General features: G+C 73.2%; 14 protein-coding genes and 2 pseudogenes. 3 read left to right on the plus strand and 13 right to left on the minus strand.

The window, feature by feature from the left end:
* Positions 1 to 109: 109 nt before the first annotated feature.
* The 4 genes from MCBG_RS12670 to truB form a co-directional block, all read right to left on the minus strand.
* Entirely contained in the window at positions 110 to 2467 is a 2358-nt protein-coding gene (locus MCBG_RS12670) for a polyribonucleotide nucleotidyltransferase (RefSeq protein WP_043325800.1), read from the minus strand.
* Positions 2468 to 2687: 220 nt separating this feature from the next.
* Positions 2688 to 2957, minus strand: a complete 270-nt coding sequence (gene rpsO / locus MCBG_RS12675; RefSeq protein WP_013284678.1) for a 30S ribosomal protein S15 — start codon at positions 2955 to 2957, stop codon at positions 2688 to 2690.
* Between the two features lie 181 nt (positions 2958 to 3138).
* Complete coding sequence (locus MCBG_RS12680; protein WP_030503409.1) at positions 3139 to 4065, minus strand: bifunctional riboflavin kinase/FAD synthetase; 927 nt, start codon at positions 4063 to 4065, stop codon at positions 3139 to 3141.
* Positions 4066 to 4096: 31 nt separating this feature from the next.
* Positions 4097 to 4981: a tRNA pseudouridine(55) synthase TruB gene (gene truB / locus MCBG_RS12685; RefSeq protein ID WP_043330544.1), complete on the minus strand. Its 885-nt coding sequence runs from the start codon at positions 4979 to 4981 to the stop codon at positions 4097 to 4099.
* Between the two features lie 108 nt (positions 4982 to 5089).
* Here truB and MCBG_RS12690 point away from each other — a divergent pair, with 108 nt between their 5' ends.
* From MCBG_RS12690 to MCBG_RS12700, 3 genes are all read left to right on the plus strand, one after another.
* A complete protein-coding gene (locus MCBG_RS12690) occupies positions 5090 to 6085 on the plus strand; it encodes a hypothetical protein (protein WP_043325802.1) in 996 nt (331 codons plus the stop codon).
* 41 nt (positions 6086 to 6126) lie between these two features.
* Positions 6127 to 6420: a hypothetical protein gene (locus MCBG_RS12695; protein WP_043325804.1), complete on the plus strand. Its 294-nt coding sequence runs from the start codon at positions 6127 to 6129 to the stop codon at positions 6418 to 6420.
* Between the two features lie 84 nt (positions 6421 to 6504).
* Complete coding sequence (locus tag MCBG_RS12700) at positions 6505 to 7446, plus strand: hypothetical protein (protein ID WP_043325806.1); 942 nt, start codon at positions 6505 to 6507, stop codon at positions 7444 to 7446.
* 7 nt (positions 7447 to 7453) lie between these two features.
* Here the strand turns inward: MCBG_RS12700 and MCBG_RS12705 are convergent.
* The 9 genes and pseudogenes from MCBG_RS12705 to infB all read right to left on the minus strand — a co-directional run.
* Positions 7454 to 8777 (minus strand): annotated as a pseudogene (locus MCBG_RS12705) (MATE family efflux transporter).
* Positions 8778 to 8824: 47 nt separating this feature from the next.
* Positions 8825 to 9334, minus strand: a complete 510-nt coding sequence (locus MCBG_RS12710; protein ID WP_043325807.1) for a P-loop NTPase family protein — start codon at positions 9332 to 9334, stop codon at positions 8825 to 8827.
* Between the two features lie 475 nt (positions 9335 to 9809).
* Positions 9810 to 10019: a DUF6186 family protein gene (locus tag MCBG_RS12715; RefSeq protein WP_176722875.1), complete on the minus strand. Its 210-nt coding sequence runs from the start codon at positions 10017 to 10019 to the stop codon at positions 9810 to 9812.
* Positions 10019 to 10426 (minus strand): hypothetical protein, encoded by a 408-nt coding sequence (locus MCBG_RS12720; protein ID WP_043325811.1) that lies wholly within the window; start codon positions 10424 to 10426, stop codon positions 10019 to 10021. Before MCBG_RS12720 ends, MCBG_RS12715 begins: the two co-directional genes overlap by 1 nt.
* 136 nt (positions 10427 to 10562) lie before the next feature.
* Positions 10563 to 11609 (minus strand): DHH family phosphoesterase, encoded by a 1047-nt coding sequence (locus tag MCBG_RS12725; protein ID WP_043325813.1) that lies wholly within the window; start codon positions 11607 to 11609, stop codon positions 10563 to 10565.
* The gene (gene rbfA / locus MCBG_RS12730; RefSeq protein WP_043330546.1) at positions 11606 to 12088 is read right to left on the minus strand and encodes a 30S ribosome-binding factor RbfA; all 483 of its coding nucleotides are present in this window, start codon (positions 12086 to 12088) and stop codon (positions 11606 to 11608) included. Before rbfA ends, MCBG_RS12725 begins: the two co-directional genes overlap by 4 nt.
* 181 nt (positions 12089 to 12269) lie before the next feature.
* Entirely contained in the window at positions 12270 to 12563 is a 294-nt protein-coding gene (locus MCBG_RS12735) for a DUF503 domain-containing protein (protein ID WP_043325814.1), read from the minus strand.
* Between the two features lie 41 nt (positions 12564 to 12604).
* Complete coding sequence (locus MCBG_RS12740; protein ID WP_043325816.1) at positions 12605 to 13648, minus strand: TRM11 family SAM-dependent methyltransferase; 1044 nt, start codon at positions 13646 to 13648, stop codon at positions 12605 to 12607.
* 82 nt (positions 13649 to 13730) lie between these two features.
* Positions 13731 to 16281: pseudogene (gene infB, locus MCBG_RS12745) on the minus strand (translation initiation factor IF-2); the annotation flags it as partial.
* Positions 16282 to 16570 lie beyond the last annotated feature (289 nt).

Consider the following 16570-nt stretch of genomic DNA (forward strand, 5'->3'; position numbering starts at 1 on the left):
CTCCGGATGACGAGGGACGGCGGGACGTACGACGGCTCCAGCTCGCGCAGGCGACCTGGAGCCGTGGTCCGGCCCGGGTGACGCGGACGTCACCCGGGCCGGCGGTGGATCAGCTGTGCCGGGTCCGGCGACGCGGACGGGACTCGCCGCCGCCCTCGCCGCCCTCGGAGCGGCGCTCGCCGCGCTCCCGGTCGCCGCCCCGGTCACCCCGGTCACGCGGGCCGCGGTCGCCGCCGCGGTCCCGGCCCGACGGACGGTCGCCACCCTCGGCGGCGGCCGGCGCCTCGGCGCCCTCCGGACGGATCTTGTCCAGGTAGATCTTGCCGCGGGCGTCGATGTCCGCGATCTCCACCTCGACCTTGTCGCCGACGTTGAGGAAGTCCTCGACCTTCTCGACCCGCTTGCCGTCGCCCACCTTGGAGATGTGCAGCAGGCCGTCGCGGCCCGGCAGCAGCGAGATGAAGGCGCCGAACGCGGCGGTCTTCACCACGGTGCCGAGGAACCGCTCGCCGACCTTGGGCAGCGTCGGGTTGGCGATGCCGTTGATCCGGTCCACCGCGGCCTGGGCCGCCGGCCCGTTTGTGGCGCCGACGTAGATCGTGCCGTCGTCCTCGATGGAGATCTCGGCGCCGGTCTCGTCCTGGATCGCGTTGATGGTCTGGCCCTTCGGGCCGATCACCATGCCGATCTTGTCGACCGGGATCTTCACGGTGGTGACCCGCGGCGCGTAGTCCGACATCTCGGCCGGCGCCTCGATGGCCCGCTGCATCACGTCGAGGATGGTCTGCCGGGCCTCGTGCGCCTGCTGCAGCGCGGCGGCCAGCACGTCCGACGGGATGCCGTCGAGCTTGGTGTCGAGCTGGAGCGCGGTGACGAAGTCACGGGTGCCGGCGACCTTGAAGTCCATGTCGCCGAACGCGTCCTCGGCGCCGAGGATGTCGGTCAGCGTCACGTACTGGGTCTTGCCGTCGACCTCGTCGGAGATGAGGCCCATGGCGATGCCGGCGACCGGCGCCTTCAGCGGCACACCGGCGGAGAGCAGGCCCAGCGTCGAGGCGCAGACCGAACCCATCGAGGTGGAGCCGTTGGAGCCGAGCGCCTCGGAGACCTGCCGGATGGCGTACGGGAACTCCTCGCGCGAGGGCAGCACTGGGATCAGCGCCCGCTCGGCGAGCGCGCCGTGGCCGATCTCGCGCCGCTTCGGCGAGCCGACCCGGCCGGTCTCACCGGTCGAGTACGGCGGGAAGTTGTAGTTGTGCATGTAGCGCTTGCGGTTCTCCGGGGACAGCGTGTCCACCATCTGCTCCATGCGCAGCATGTTCAGCGTGGTGACGCCCAGGATCTGGGTCTCGCCGCGCTCGAACAGCGCCGAGCCGTGCACCCGCGGCAGCACGCCGACCTCGGCGGTCAGCGGGCGGATGTCACGCGGGCCGCGGCCGTCGATGCGGACCTGCTCGCGCAGCACCCGGTTGCGGACCTCGGACTTGGTCAGCGAACGGAACGCGGCGGACAGCTCCTTCTCGCGGCCCTCGAAGCGGCCGGTCAGCTCCTCGGCGACCTTGGCCTTGATCCGGTCCAGGGCCTCCTCGCGGTCGGCCTTGCCGGCGATCTTCAGCGCCTCGGCGACCTCGGCGCGGGCCACCTCGGCCACCGCGTCGTACGCGTCGTCCTGGTAATCCAGGAAGATCGGGAACTCGGCGACCGGCTTGGCGGCCACCTCGGCCAGCTCGCTCTGCGCCCGGCACAGCTCGCGGATGGCCGGCTTGGCGGCCTCCAGGCCGCTGGCCACGATCTCCTCGGTCGGCGCGGTGGCGCCGCCCGAGATCAGGGTCACCGCGTTCGGGGTGGCCTCGGCCTCGACCATCATGATCGCGACCTCGCCGTCGGCCAGGGTGCGGCCGGCCACGACCATGTCGAACGTGGCCCGCTCCAGCTCCTCCAGGGTCGGGAAGGCGACCCACTGGCCGTCGACGTGCGCGACCCGGGTCGCGCCGATCGGGCCGGAGAACGGCAGGCCGGACAGCTTGGTCGACATCGAGGCGGCGTTGATCGCCACCACGTCGTACGGGTGCTGCGGGTCGAGCGCCAGCACCGTCTCGACGACCTGGACCTCGTTGCGCAGGCCCTTGACGAACGACGGGCGCAGCGGCCGGTCGATCAGCCGGCAGGTGAGGATGGCGTCCTCGCTGGGCCGGCCCTCGCGGCGGAAGAACGAGCCGGGGATCCGGCCCGCGGCGTACATCCGCTCCTCGACGTCCACGGTCAGCGGGAAGAAGTCGAACGACTCGCGCGGCTGCTTGCCGGCCGTGGTGGCGGAGAGGACGACCGTCTCGCCGAGCTGGGCGACGACGGAGCCGGCGGCCTGGCGGGCCAGGCGGCCGGTGGAGAAGGTGATCTCACGGGTGCCGAAGGACCCGTTGTCGATCACCGCGGTGCGGGATTCGGTGCCGAGGTTGGTCTCGGTCATGTGCTGTGGTGCTCCTTCGCGTCGTCGGCCGACGACACGGGAACTGCTCAGGCGGCCGGTCTTCGATCGAAGCGCCCGGGTGGGCCGGCGTCGTGCCGGGATGCCCGGGGGCCACTACCGGAGACCGGTGCTGACCGGCTCCCTCTTCGGGTGTCGCGCGGCCGGGTTCTTCGGTGGTACTGCAACGGGGGAGCGGCCAGGCGGCCACTCCCCCGTCAGGTCATCGGCGCAGGCCGAGCCGCTCGATGAGCGACCGGTAGCGGTTGATGTCCTTCTTCTGGACGTAGTTCAGCAGCCGGCGGCGCCGGCCGACCAGCAGCAGCAGCCCACGGCGGCTGTGGTGGTCGTGCTTGTGCACCTTCAGGTGCTCGGTGAGCTCAGCGATCCGCTTGGTCAGGACCGCGACCTGCACCTCGGGCGAGCCGGTGTCGCCCTCGGCGGTCGCGTACTCCTGGCGGATCTTGGCCTTGGCTTCCTGGTCGAGCGCCATGTTCTCCCTGTTTCGTGGGTCATTCGATGAGGTCCGGAGCGGTCGTGGTGACCGGTGCAACGGACCGGTTCCTCGCACCCGCGGCGTCGTGCAGGCACGCGAGGCCCCCGTCGGTCAGCCGACGTCTCCGCCAGCCTACCAGCCCCCGGGCCGGACGGCCGGTCAAGGTCGCCCGAGCGGGTCAGGACACCGCCCGGCGGGTGCGCTCCACGTCCTCGGCGATCTGGGCCACCAGCGGCTCGATCGCGTCGTACGTCCGCTGCTCGCGCAGGTGCGCCACGAAGTCCAGGGCCAGCCGCTCGCCGTACAGGTCGCCGGTGAAGTCCAGCGCGTACGCCTCCACCCGCCGTTCCCGGCCGGAGAACGTCGGGTTGGTGCCGATCGACACGGCCGCCGCGAGCGGTTCGCCGTCGCGGCGCACCAGGCGGGCCGCGTACACGCCGTCGGCGGGCACCGCCGCGTACCTGTGGGTCAGCAGGTTGGCGGTGGGGTAACCCAGCTCACGTCCGCGCTGGTCGCCGCGGACCACCACGCCCTCGACCCGGTGCGGGCGGCCGAGCGCCGCCGCCGCCGCGCCCACGTCGCCCGCGTCGACGCAGGACCTGATGTACGTGGAGGAGAAGACCGTCCCCGCCTCGGCGACCAGCGGCGCGCCCTCGACGGCGAAGCCGAAGGTGCGGCCGAGCCGTTCCAGCAGCGGCACGTCCCCGGCCGCCCGGTGCCCGAACCGGAAGTTGTCGCCGACCACCACGAGCGCGGCGTGCAGGTGCTCGACCAGGACGTCGTGCACGAACGCCTCGGGTGGCAGCCGGGAGAACTCGACCGTGAACGGCACCACGCAGAGCACGTCCACGCCGAGCGCCTCGATCAGCTCGGCCTTGCGCGCCGGCTCGGTGAGCACCGCCGGGTGCGAGCCCGGGCGCACCACCTCGGCCGGGTGCGGGTCGAACGTCACCACCACCGACTTGACGCCCAGCTCCCGGGCGCGCGCCACGGTGTGCCCGATGGTGGCCTGGTGCCCCCGGTGCACGCCGTCGAAGACGCCGATGGTGACCACTGAGCGTCCCCAGCCGCCGGGCGCCGCCTCGTACCCCCGCCACCGCTGCATGCCGTTCCTCCCCTGTCCGCCCGCGCGCCGTTCAGGCCGGGGCCAGCACGATCTCCGCGCGGGCCCGACCGTCCCGCTCGCTGACGATAGCGATCAGCCCGCCCGCCGGGTCGAAGACCGCGTACGGCCCGGTGATCCCGGCCGGGGTCAGCGGCCCGCCGTGGGAGAGCACCCGGGTCTCGTCGGCGGTGGCGTCCCGGCGCGGGAAGAACCGCGCGGCGGCGGCGTCCAGCGGCAGGTTCACCACGTCGGGCGCGCGCTGCTCCAGCTGGTCGAGCGTGGCCGCCTCGGCGAGCGTGAACCCGCCCACCGCGGTGCGGCGCAGCGCGGTGAGGTGGCCGCCGACGCCGAGCGCGGCCCCCGCGTCACGGGCCAGCGCCCTGATGTACGTGCCGGACGAGCAGGTCACGTCCACGTCCACGTCCACCACGTCCGGGGCGTCCCGGCGGATGTCCCGCACGTCCAGCCGGGAGACGGTGACCCGGCGGGCGGGCAGTTCGACCGTCTCGCCGTCACGGACCCGCTTGTACGCCCGCTGGCCGTTGATCTTGATGGCGCTGACCGCGCTGGGCACCTGGTCGATCTCGCCGGTGAGGGCGGCCAGCGCGGCGCGTACCCCGTCGTCGGTGACCGCGCCGGCCGGGGTGGTCGCGACCACCTCGCCCTCGGCGTCGTCGGTGACGGTGGCCTGCCCCAGCCGGATCGTCGCGGCGTAGCTCTTGCCGGCGCCGATCACGTACGTGAGCAGCCGGGTCGCCCGGCCCACCCCGATCACCAGCACGCCGGTGGCCATCGGGTCCAGCGTGCCGCCGTGCCCCACCCGGCGGGTACGGGCCAGCCGGCGGATCCGGGCCACGACGTCGTGCGACGTCATGCCGCCGGGCTTGTCGACCACGATCAGACCGTCTGTGCTCACGACCGCCAAGCCTGCCAGACGGCGCCGATCCTCCCTGCGGGGGATACCGCCCTGCTTCGGCGGGGTGTCAAGATCGTGCGCCCCCGCCCCGTCTGCCCGGGAAGTCCGATGACCGATCACCGTTCCGTCCCCGATCCCCACGCCACCGATCGCCCGTCGGAGGACACGCTGGGACGGGTACCCGAGTGGCTGCGCCAGCCCGCGCCCGAGGTCGAGCCGGGCCGCGGCGACCGCCTGCGGATCGCGCTCGGCGGGCACTCCGGCAAGCTGCTCGGCGGCGTGGTCGTGCTGGCGCTGCTCGCGTTCTTCGGGCTCGTCGGCGGCCTCGGCTACCAGGGCTTCCAGCGCTGGCGGGAGCCGCCCGCCGAACACCCCACGGTGAGCCTGCCGGTCGGTGAGCAGGCGTCCTCGTCGGCCTCGCCGCCACCGGCCGCCGGCCCCTTCGACGGCACCCCGGCAGCCGGCTTCCCCGAGGGCACGGCCGGGATCGCGCTGCCCCGGGCCAAGCGGACCGGCGCGTTCACCGAGAAGCAGGTGGCAGACACGCTGGCCAAGGTACGCAAGGCGCTGATCACCGCCCGGCTGGACCGCACGTTCTTCACCGCGAAGGACCCGGAGCGGCTGGTCCGCCAGTTCGCCCCGGACGCGCGGGCCGGCGTACGCGACGACTTCCCCACCGGCGAGGCGGGCACCTACTCGACCCGGCTCGCCCCCGGCGCCCGGCTCACCGACGACGAGCCCCGGGTCAAGGGCCGGATCAGCTACCGGGCGACGAAGGACCGGGACGGCATCCGCATCCTGGAGGTGACCACGAACTTCGTCTGGGCGTACGCGTTCTCTACCACCCGCCCCGCCCCGGGCGCCGGCGTGGTGGTGGTCCACGACACGGTGAAGTGGAGCATGCCGCACCCGGCCGACGTGACCACCGCCTCCGCCGGGCTGTGGATCGAGCGGGCCGACTCGTACGCCTCCAACATCGACTGCGTCGCGCTGGACAAGGGGCTGCTCGCGCTGGGCCGGCCCTCGCTCGCCGGTCCGGCCGACCCGGACCCGGACGCGGTCTTCGACCCGGACAAGACGGTCGACCTGCCGGACACCTGCTGACCCGCCCACCTCACCACGCCACCCCGCGGCAGGAGCCCCCGATGAGCGACGCCCCGCCACCGCACCGCGCCCGGGTCGACCTGCCGGACTGGATGCGCAATCCGGAGCCGCCCCGCCGTACGCTCGGCCGCCGCCTGTCCGGCCTGGTCGACGGTGTGCCGGCGCTGGCGGCGGCGCGCCACCGGATGTGGGCCTGGCAGGGCCGGACCCGGTTCGGCGAGCGGCACCCCACGATGGCCGCGATCGGGTCGTTCGTGTTCGTCCTGGTGACCGCGACGCTGCTGGTCGTCGGCACGCTCTACCTCGGGTGGGCGATCCGGCAGGGGCGGATCTGACCGGCACGGAAACGGGACAGCGGGATCGGCGGCGGAGTGCAATGATCATGCGCCCCCTGGCCCTGCACCCCTCTGGAACGCCGCATGAGCACCGAAGACGGAACCACGCCGCCCGAGCCGGATCCCTACGCCGTCGCCTCCCGGGGCGCGGAGATCCAGCTGCCGAGCTGGATGACCGGAGCGGACGCGGACGTCCCGCTGACCCGCGGCGAGCGCTTCCGCATGGTCTGGTCGCGGCAGCGCGGCAAGCGCCGCGTCGCCTTCGTGGTGGTGCTGGCGCTGGCGCTGATCGGCGGCACTGTCGTGCTCGGCCGGGTCACCGTGGACCGGGTGCGGTCCGGCACCGCCGCCGCGGCGTCGGCCGAGGCCAGCCCGTCGCCGGTGCCGCTCAGCCGGGTGGGCGAGCCGCGCGACCTGTTCGCGGGGACCATCGGCGCGGACTTCGCGGTGGGTGAGGCCGGGATCGTCCTGCCGGAGGCCACGGCGCGGCCGCCGTTCACCGCCCGCGAGGTGGCCGCGGCGCTGACCCGGGTCCGGGCCGCGCTGGTCCAGGCCCGGCTCGACCTGTCCATGATCCTCGGCGACACGGAGCCGTTCCTGGCGCTGCTGGCGCCGGCCGCGCGCGCTCAGCTGCGTACCGACTTCGAGGACTTGTCGTTCGTGAACTACGCCACCCGGATCGGCTCGCAGGACAGCGCGGACGAGATCCGGGTCCGGGGTGAGATGCGCTACCGGGCCGTCACCGGCGACGACGGCCGGCCGATCCTGCGGATCACCACAGAGTACGTCTGGATGTACGCGTTCGACGTGCCGCGGACGACACCGGGCCGGGCCGGGATCGCCGCCATCCGTGACCGGGTCGTCTGGGAGGTCCCCCACCCCGAAGGGTTGCCGGCGGCGAAGCGCGGGCTCTGGCTCGTCTCCGCGCAGGCGAGCACGAACAACGTCGACTGCGCCCGGCTGGACGAGGGCTTCTTCGTGGTCGAGCCGTGGATGGGCGGTCCCGGCTCGTTCCAGCCCTGCTGACCCGGCGTCAGCGGACCGCGCCGACCACCGCCCACGCGCCCGAGCGCATCCGCAGCAGCAGGCCGGCCAGCCGCAGCACCACGAACAGCGTCAGCCCGGCCCAGATCCCGCCCAGCCCGAGTTCCAGCCCGTACGCCAGCCAGATCGCCGGCAGGAACCCGCCGAACGCGCACACGATGGTGAGGTTGCGCAGGTAGCGCACGTCGCCCGCGCCGATCAGCACCCCGTCGAGCGCGAACACCACGCCGCCGATCGGCTGGAGCGCGACGAACCAGGGCCAGGCCGTCATGGCCTGCTCGCGTACCTGCGGATCGGAGCTGAACCACGACGGCACGACGCCGGCGCCGGCGGCGATCAGCACCGCGAAGGCCACGCCGCACAGCCCGCCGAGCAGCGCGACGCGGCGGGCCAGGAACCGCGCGCCGGCCGCGTCGCCGCCGCCCAGCGCGGCGCCGACCAGCGACTGCGCGGCGATGTCCAGCGCGTCGAGCACCAGCACGGTGAAGAACCACAGTTGCAGGGCGATCTGGTGCGCGCCCACCGCGGCGGCGCCGAATCGGGCCGCGACGGCGGTCGCGGACAGGAAGCTGGCCTGGAACGCGACACCGCGCACCAGCAGGTCCCGGCTGAGCACGAGCTGCTGACCGATCACCCGGGGCCGGGGCCGCAGCGAGACCCGCTCGCGCACCAGCGCGGCCGCGAACAGGACGCCGGAGAGCGTCTGCGCGATCGCGTTTCGCCACCGCCGAGCCGACCAGCCCGAGCCCGGCCGGATAGACCAGCAGCGGGCAGAGCACCGCGGAGAGCAGGTTGGGGCCGAGCACGAACAGCAGCGGCCGGCGGGTGTCCTGGATGCCGCGCAGCCAGCCGTTGCCGGCGGCGGCGAGCAGCAGGCCGGGCGCGCCGAGCGCCGCGACCCGCAGCCATCCGGCGGCGGCGTCGGCCACCTCGCCGGGGCCGCCGACGAGGGTACGCGCCAGCGCGCCCCCGCCGATGCCGATGGCGACCGCCACCAGCACTCCGGTGGCCAGCGCGAGCCAGGACGCCTGCACGCCCTCGGCCACCGCGGCGGCCCGGTCCCCCGCCCCGAAGCGGCGGGCCGAGCGCCCGGTGGTGCCGTACGCGACGACGGTGCCGACCCAGGCGGTGAGCGTCATGACGGTGCCGCCGACGGCGAGCGCGGCCAGCGGCACCCGCCCGAGGTGACCCACCACTGCGGTGTCGACCAGGACGTAGAGCGGCTCGGCGGCCAGCACCACGAGGGCGGGCAGCGCGAGCGTGGCGATCCGCCGGGGTGTGGCGGCGGTGGCGGGGGCGGCAGTCGTGCTCATCGACGCCGATCCTGGCACGCTCCCGGTAAGGTCCGCAAGGCGGGGGGCTACTTACTTACGTCGGCCAGGAACCGCGCCGTGTCACGGCGCCCGCGCAGACGGCGCACCGGCAGCCCGGGGGCGTGCTCGACCAGCGCGGCCAGCACCCGGGGCCGGGAGTCGCGGGGGTAACGCCAGACGTAGAGCAGGAAGTCGAGATCGAGCCGCTCCGGGCAGCCCTCGGGCAGGTCGGCGCGGGGCGCGGCGCGATGTGCCCACCGGCGGCGGACGATCCGGACCAGGCAGCGCAGCCGGGAGGTGTCGCAGAGCACCAGCAGGTCGGCGCGGGGCAGCCGGAGGTCGAGCGTGCTCGCGTAGTTGCCGTCCATCACCCAGGCCGGGCGGGCGGCGAGCGCTGCCACCTCGGCGCGGAAGTCGGCCGGGGCCGGTGCGGTCCAGCCGGGGCGCCAGTAGTGCCGGTCGAGGTGGATCAGCGGAAGGTCGAGTCGCCGGGCCAGTTCACCGGCGAGCGTGCTCTTGCCGGCGCCGGAGGCGCCGACGACCAGGATGCGTCGCACCGGGTGACGGTAGCGCCGTCCGGCACGGCGGTCGGTCCCGAGCGGCGGTGACGTCGGCGTCGGGCCACGGGTGCGGCCCGGCCGGCGTCACCGCCGGACGGCGTACGTCACTGACGGGTGTCCATCGAGGTCTGCAGCGCGCGGCGCATCTGCTCGCGCGCCTCGTCGGTGGTGGTCTCGGTCTGCGGCTTGCGCTTGCTGGGCATCTGAGGTCCTTCCAGGGTGCGGTCCGCCGGACACGGCGGCCCTACGGGCGCCCGGCTGCGGTCCGGGATCACCGGAGCGGCTCGCCTGGCAGCGTGAGCCCGGGTCGGTCTGACCCTGGAGGGAGGCGAGGCCGGGTGCGGCAGCACCGCCCGTGACCAGCGCCGCGAAGCGCCGGCCCTCACCCAAATTAACGTTCACTTTCCAGATGCTGCCCACAGTTCCCGAAATGCGGAAAGATCAACCTCGTCGTCCGGCTCGGCCGGCCGTGTCAGCGGGCCAGGAAGTGCCAGCCCAGCCACCACCAGAAACCGAACAGGCCGATCCGCCCGACCGGCACCGGGCCCACCTCGTACCGCATCACGAAGGCGCAGACGTCGGCCAGCGACGGGACCCGCGAGCCCTCCCGGCGCGCCACCCATTCGACGACCGCGAACAGCACGAGCGAGACCAGAAACCCGCCGATCGCCAGTGCCCGCATCATCGGCGCACCAGTCCCCAGAACGTGGACAGCCACGCGAACCAGGCCGCCGAACGGATCACGCTGTCCTCCAGCAGCGGATCGGCCAGCCGGGAGAGGGTGGGGAAGTCGTCACCCGCCGCCGCCATGAACGTCGCCCCCTCGAAGACCCCGAAGACGGTCACCGGCACCAGCCACCAGAGCGCGACCGACGGCAGCCGGCGGGGCGCCGGACGCCGGGGCACCCGGTTGCTCAGGCCGACCCAGATCAACCCTCCGCCGGTGGTGAGGATGTAGAGGTTGGCCGCGGTCGAGAAGGACGGAAGTTGACCGCCGACCAGGGACAAGCAGATCAGCACCGGCACGGAGACGACCGGCCGGTCCCAGGCCCGGGGCGCCTCGACGGTGAGCTCACGGGGATGATCCATCACCCGATTGTCCCCAGCGTCACGCACGGCGGAAAGGCTGGCACGCCTCGTAATCCCTGGAAAAGCCGCCGATCAGCTCACACTTCCGATCATCGCCGCGCCTCGGCCCGGCAGAAATATCGGCACAATTCCGCTTTTAGGGGGCTACCAGCGTTGCGGTAGCGAGTTCGGCCCGGATCCGTCCGACCAGCTCGTCGAGCGCGCCCCGCCCGGTGAAGCCGGCCGCGAACCGGTGCCCGCCACCGCCCAGCGCCACCGCCACCGCGCTCACGTCCACCGCGCCCTTGCTGCGCAGCGACACCGCCCACTCGGCCTCGCCCGCCTGCTTGATCACGCAGCTCACGTCCGCCTCCTCGGTGCACCGCACCGAGTCGATGAGCGCCTCCAGCACGTACGCCGGCTGGTCGTGCCGGACCAGGTCCTCGCGGGTCGCGTACGTCCAGACGAGCCCGTGCCCGGCGGCGGCCGCCGGTTCCAGCGTGGCCCGGCCGAGTACCTCGCCGAACAGGCGGACGGCGCCGAACGGGCGGGTGTCGAACACCCGCCGGGAGATGTCGCCGGGCCGGATGCCGGTGGCCAGCAGACGCGCCGCCATGCGGTGCACGGCAGGCGTGGTCGCCTCGAAGCGGAACGAGCCGGTGTCGGTGGTCAGCGCGACGTAGAGCCCGGTCGCCACCTCCGCGTCGAGCGTCGCCCCGAGCCGGTCCAGCAACTCCAGCGCGACCACCGAGGTGGCGGCGGCGTGCGGGTCGACCAGGTTGATCCGGCCGAAGCCGGTGTTCGAGGCGTGGTGGTCGAGCACCAGCGAGGTGCCCGCCGTGTCCAGCCGGACCACCAGGTCACCCAGCCGCGACTCGCTCGCCGCGTCGAAGCAGATCACCAGATCCGGATCGGGGTACGTGTCGTCCTGCGGCACCAGCAGCTCCACGCCGGGCATCCAGCGGAACGGCTCGGGCACCTCCGGCGGGCCGGGGAAGGTCGCCTGGAGATCGCGTACGCCGAGCCGCCGCAGACCCAGCCCGAAGCCGAGCATGCTGCCCAGCGCGTCCCCGTCCGGGTTCACGTGGCAGATCAGCAGCACCCGCGCGTCGGCGGGAAGGTCGCGTACCGCCGCGACGGCCGCCGCCCACTCCGATTCGGCCGGGCCGGCCGGCAGGCCACCCGCGACGGCGACCTCGGTCACCGGCGGTCGCCCTCGCGCGGCTCGTCGTCGGCGGCCGGCTCGTCGTCCGCGGCGTCCTCGTCGTCCTCGACCCGGTACGGCTGGGCGTCGCCCGCGTACGAGGACTTGGCGGCCAGCCGCTGCACCTCGGCGTCGGCGGTACGCGCTGCGGCGAGCAGGTCGTCGATGTGCTTGACCTGGTCCTGCACGTCGTCGAGGACGAAGGTCAGCGTCGGCGAGTGCCGCAGCCCGAGGGCCTTGCCGACGGTGCTGCGCAGCATGCCCTTGGCGCTCTCCAGCGCGGCGGCGGTGCTCGCCTGGGCCGCCGCGTCACCGAGCACCGTGTAGAAGACGGTGGCGTCGCGCAGGTCGGCGGTGATCCGGGCGTCGGTGATCGTGATCATGCCGAGCCGGGGGTCCTTGATCTGGCTGCGCACCACCGACGCGACGAGTTCCCGGATACGCTCCGCGTGCCGGCGAACCTTTGCCTGATCCGTCATGTCCCCCACCTCCGGGATCACCTGTACCGATGACGGCGCCGGGTCACCGTGCGACCCGGGCCGTCGGCCGGAGACGGCGGGCGCGTGGGCGCCGCCGGGTCCGACCGCCCAACGCTGAAGAACACTACCCGCGTCCCACCGGACCTCACGCGGCACGGGCGGAGTACCGCGCGACGCGCCGTCAGTCGTCCTCGCCGTGCAGGCGACGGCGCACCGACAGCAGTTCGGTCTCCGGGCGGGCGGCGACCAGCCGCTCACAGGAGTCGAGCACCTCGCGGACGTGGGCCGGCTCGGCGGCCACCACCGCCACCCCGATCTCGGCCCGGCCGTGCAGGTCGAGCGCCCCCACCTCGGCGGCGGAGACCTCGAACTTGCGCAGCGCGGCGACGATCGGCCGGACGTAGGACCGCTTGGCCTTCAGGGACCGGGAGTCACCCGGGAGCAACAGGTCGAACAGTGCGGTTCCGGTATACACGGCGAGCAACGGTACGCCGGGTGGCGCACCCCGGCACGCGATTAAGGCGCGACCGCCACCAGCACGTCCCGCTCGATCGCCTGGTCGACCCGGTGGGCGAAGTCACCGAAGCCGGGGCCGTCGAGCACGCGCAGCCCGGAGTCGGCCAGCACCGCCTCCGCCTGCGCCCGCGGCGCCACGTGGGTGTTCCAGGACAGCCCGAGCGCGCCACCGGGGCGCAGCAGCTCCCGCCACACCGGCACGGCCGCGGTGAGCAGCTCCAGCGGGCTGCGGGACAACCCCTGATCGGTACGGCTGCCGTGCGCCACCCCGTACGGCGCGTCGGTCACGATCACGTCGGCGCAGCGGGGGCGCAGCGCCTCGCGGGCCCGGGTGGTGTCTGTGTTCAGCACGGTGACCCGCTGGGTGGCCCCGGCCCGGTGCTCGTCCCGCGACGGCGCGAGCACCGCCTCGAACCGGCGGGCCACCAGCTTGCGGTCCCGGCGCACCGACGTCGACTCGGTGGTGTGCTTGAGCCGCTTTCGGCGCAGCCAGGTACGCAGGAACGTCGCGTACGCGTCGACGTCCTTGCTGTCGCGCTCGACCCCGATGCCGTCGTAGCCGTACATCAGCGCCTGGTTGAGCGTGGTGCCCCGGCCGCAGAGCGGGTCCAGCACCACCACCGGCCCGTCCAGCATCCGCGGCGCGGCGGCGGAGGCGAGCACTGTGACGTTGAGCAGCAGCCGGGTGAACTGCTCGTTGGTCTTGCCGGCGTACTTGGGGATGGTGATCAGGTCGGAGTCGTACCGGGCCAGCGGGCGCAGCGGCACCGGCCGCAGCAGGTCGTCACCGACCCGCTCGAACAGCGCGTACGCCGCCGACAGGTTCGCCAGGTGGGCCAGGTCCCGCTCGCCGAGTCCGGGTTCGGGGGCGGTGAACGTCAGGTATTCCACCCCGCCGATCCGGGTGACCTCGGCGTCGCCCGGCACCACGTCGAGCACGCCGGAGCCGGCGAACACGGCCAGTTCGGCGCGGGCCAGCCGGGCCGCCGCGTCGGCGTAGACGCGGTTGGCGGAGGGGGCGAGGAGCAGCGCGTACCGGATCACGCCGCAGATTGTCGCAGCCTGCGGAAACGGCGACGGCCGGGGCCCGAAGGCCCCGGCCGCCGACCGGTCGTACGTGTGGAACTCAGGCGCGCGGCTTCTCGCGCATCTCGAACGTCTCGATGACGTCGCCGACCTGGACGTTGTTGTAGCCGCCCAGCGTCAGACCACACTCGAAGCCCTCGCGGACCTCGGTCGCGTCGTCCTTGAACCGCTTCAAGGAGCTGATCGTGAGGTTGTCCGCCACGACCGCACCGTCCCGCAGCAGCCGCGCCTTGGCGTTGCGGCGGATGAGGCCGGACCGGACGATACAGCCGGAGATGTTGCCGATCTTGGACGAGCGGAAGACGTCGCGGATCTCCGCGGTGCCCAGCTCGACCTCCTCGTACTCCGGCTTGAGCAGACCCTTGAGCGCGGCGTCGATCTCCTCGATGGCCTGGTAGATGACCGTGTAGTACCGGATCTCCACGCCCTCGCGGTCGGCCATCTCGCGGACCTTGTTCGAGGCCCGCACGTTGAAGCCGATGATCGTGACCGCCTCGGACGAGGCGCTCGCGAGCATGACGTCGCTCTCGGTGATCGCGCCCACGCCCCGGTGGATGATCCGAAGCTGGACCTCCTCCGGGATGTCGAGGTTGAACAGCGCGTCCTCGAGCGCCTCCACGGAACCGGAGACGTCGCCCTTGAGCACCAGGTTGAGCGAGGTCTTCTCGCCCTCCTTGAGCTGCTCCATGAGCGTCTCGAGGGTGGCCCGGCCACGGGAGTTGGCGAACGACGCCGCCCGCCTCCGCGCCTGCCGCTGCTCGGCGATCTGCCGCACGGTGCGGTCGTCCTCGGCGGCCAGGAAGGTGTCACCCGCACCCGGCACCGTGGTCAGACCCAGCACCATGACCGGACGCGCCGGACCGGCCTCGTCGACCGGCTTGCCGTTCTCGTCCAGCATGGCCCGCACGCGGCCGTGCGCCCCACCGGCGACGATCGAGTCACCGGCACGCAGGGTGCCCTTCTGCACCAGCACGGTCGCCACCGCGCCACGGCCCTTGTCCAGGTGCGCCTCGATCGCGACACCCTGCGCCGGCCCGTCGATCGGAGCGGTCAGCTCCAGCGACGCGTCGGCGGTCAGCAGCACGGCCTCGAGCAGTTCCTCGATGCCGATGCCGGGCTTGGCCGCCACGTTGACGAACATGGTGTCGCCGCCGTACTCCTCGGCGACCAGGCCGTACTCGGTCAGCTGCTGGCGGACCTTGTCCGGGTTCGCCTCGGGCTTGTCGACCTTGTTGACCGCGACCACGATCGGCACGTCCGCCGCCTTGGCGTGGTTGAGCGCCTCGATGGTCTGCGGCATCACGCCGTCGTCCGCCGCCACCACCAGGATCACGATGTCCGTGACCTGGGCGCCACGGGCACGCATGGCGGTGAACGCCTCGTGACCCGGGGTGTCGATGAACGTCACCGCGCGGTCCTCGCCCTCGTGCGGGACGTGGACCTGGTAGGCGCCGATGTGCTGGGTGATGCCACCCGCCTCGCCGGCCACCACGTTCGCCTTGCGGATCGCGTCGAGCAGCTTGGTCTTACCGTGGTCGACGTGACCCATGACGGTCACGACCGGCGCACGGCTGACCAGGCGGTCCGCCGCGACCTCGGCGTCGAGGTCGATGTTGAACTGCGCGAGCAGCTCGCGGTCCTCGTCCTCCGGGCTGACGATCTGCACGTCGAAGCCGAGGTGCTCACCCAGCAACTGCAGGGTCTCGTCGGAGCACGACTGGGTCGCCGTCACCATCTCGCCCAGGTTGAACATCTCCTGGACCAGCGAACCCGGGTTGGCGTTGATCTTGTCGGCGAAGTCCGACAGCGAGGCGCCACGGGACAACCGGACGACCTGACCCTGACCGCGGGGCGCGCCCGAGGACATGGTCGGGGCCGACAGGTTGTCGAACTCCTGTCTGCGCTGCTTCTTGGACTTGCGACCGCGGGTCGGGCGACCACCCGGACGCCCGAAGGCACCCGCAGCGCCACCGCCACGGCCACGACCGCCGCCACCGGGACGGCCACCGCCGCCGACCGGACCACCCGGACGGAAACCACCGCCGGGAGCACCGCCACCGCCGCCGGGACCGCCGCGGTAGCCACCGCCACCGCCGCCACCACCGGGACCGCCGCGGTAGCCACCGCCACCGCCGCCACCACCGGGTCCACCGCGGTAGCCACCGCCACCGCCGCCGGGACGACCGGCGCCACCACCGGGTCCGCCACGACCGCCACCGGGGCCGCCGGGACGGCCGGTGGTCGGACGCTGGCTCGGCATCGAGGCCGGGCTCGGCCGCGGCGGCATCGACGCCGGGCTGGGCCGCGGCGGCATGCCGGCCGGGCTGGGACGGGGACCGCCCGCACCGGCGGCCGGGGGCCGCTGCTGCTGGCCGCCCTGGATGCCGAACGGGTTGTTACCGGCGCCGCGCGCCGGCGGACGACCGCCCGGCCGGGCACCGGGGCCCTGACCCTGGCCCGGACCGCCGGGGCGACCAGCGGCCGGGGAACCCGGACGCGGCGGCATGGCGTTCGGGCCGGGACGCGGGCCGGGACGGGGACCGCCCTCGCCTAGGCTCCCGGCGTACGGTCTCGCGCTGTGCGCTCCTGGCAGTCTCAGAGGACGACCTGAATCTCGGCCATCGGGCATTACCAGACTCAGCCCTATCGAGTTTCGGTGCGGGAGAATTCACGCTCCGTTGCGGCAATTGACAGCGGCGCGGTCTGGAACTGTGAAGATCGTGGCACTCTAACTCACTACCTAACAATCTATGTGTTTGAGGATGCTTCTCGGCGACGTGCAGTTAGGTAGCGTAAATACGCTAGCATTAGAAATTACCTCTAAGAATTAACCACTCGTCGCCGCCCCGGAACAAAAATTCTAGTCGCTCGCGTTTAAAT

Origin of the sequence: Micromonospora sp. M42 (assembly GCF_000568915.1) — a bacterium.
Classification (GTDB): Bacteria; Actinomycetota; Actinomycetes; order Mycobacteriales; family Micromonosporaceae; genus Micromonospora; species Micromonospora chalcea.